This is a genomic window from Rhodoferax sp. RT5P35, assembly GCF_056521385.1.
This window is the reverse complement of the sequence record NZ_JBWMAX010000400.1, coordinates 1-1,004: the sequence shown is the minus strand read 5'-3', so window position 1 is coordinate 1,004 and position 1,004 is coordinate 1. Positions and strand designations below refer to the sequence as shown.

Sequence of the window (1,004 nt, the reverse complement as noted above, 5' to 3'; positions counted from 1 at the left end):
GACCGAATGTGGTGGCCTCCCGCGTAGCCGATGGTGGACTGGTGGGCATCACCGCGCAGGCATTCGACGCAGATGCCGGCACCGCCGTGTCTTACCGCCTGGCCGATGATGCCGGTGGCCGGTTTGCCATCCACCCGTCGACCGGGGTGGTGACCGTTGCCAACAGCGCACTAATCGCCACCGGTACGCCGGGTGCCTCGTACGACATCGTCGTACAGATCCAAAGCAGCGACGGCTCGGTGCGTTCGGCCATTTTCTCGGTGCGATGGGGTGACGACCTTGTCGCCCTACCCGAACCGCCCCCCCTGATACCCGCATTGCCGGGTTCACCGGCCTTTACCGCCGTTGTAGACGCGCCGAGCACTGCAGTAATCGCCACCGGCAGCAGTGCTTCGGTAGCCCAGGAGCCAACGGCCTCGCCGCCTGATGTCGCCCCGGGCGACCTGCCCGAGCCCGGTGTGAACGCACTGGCCACTGTTTCGCCAGGTCGCCTGCTGTCTTTTGAAGTCAGCCGCCAGAACCTGCTGCTGCCCATGCCGATCTCCGGCTTGTCTGAACGCCGCGCCATGGCGCTGTCGCAGGTGGAGCTGCTGCTGGAGGAACAAGAGCGTCTGCGCGCATCGTCCTCGGCGAGCGAACGCTACACGCAGGAACCGTCGATCGAGCTTGGCAGCAGCAGTAACGCTGCCGAACTGCCCACCGGCGAACCCGTGATTGACGCGGTCTGGATCGGCAGCACGGCGCTGTCGCTCGGTGTGGCTATCTGGGCTACACGTGGTGGCGCACTGCTGACCAGCATGCTGGCCACCACGCCGGCCTGGCAAAACTTCGATCCGGTGCCGGTGTTGAACCGCCCTAAGCCCAACCGAGGCATCGCCGGCCGTACGGGCGATGGCGCACAGAGCGGACAAACGGCGGGTGACAGCATCGCCGCAGCGGACGACACTGCAGCAGCACAAGGAGCGGAGATGGCGGATGGGGGAGACAACGGGGACAACGTGGCA

Annotated in this window: 1 protein-coding gene; it reads left to right on the top strand. The window is 66.1% G+C overall.

The window, feature by feature from the left end; all coding sequences use genetic code 11:
• Nucleotides 1-11: 11 nt before the first annotated feature.
• Nucleotides 12-1,004, top strand: a 993-nt coding sequence (locus AC097L_RS26630; protein ID WP_479589689.1) for a cadherin repeat domain-containing protein, incomplete at its 3' end; no start/stop codon positions are given.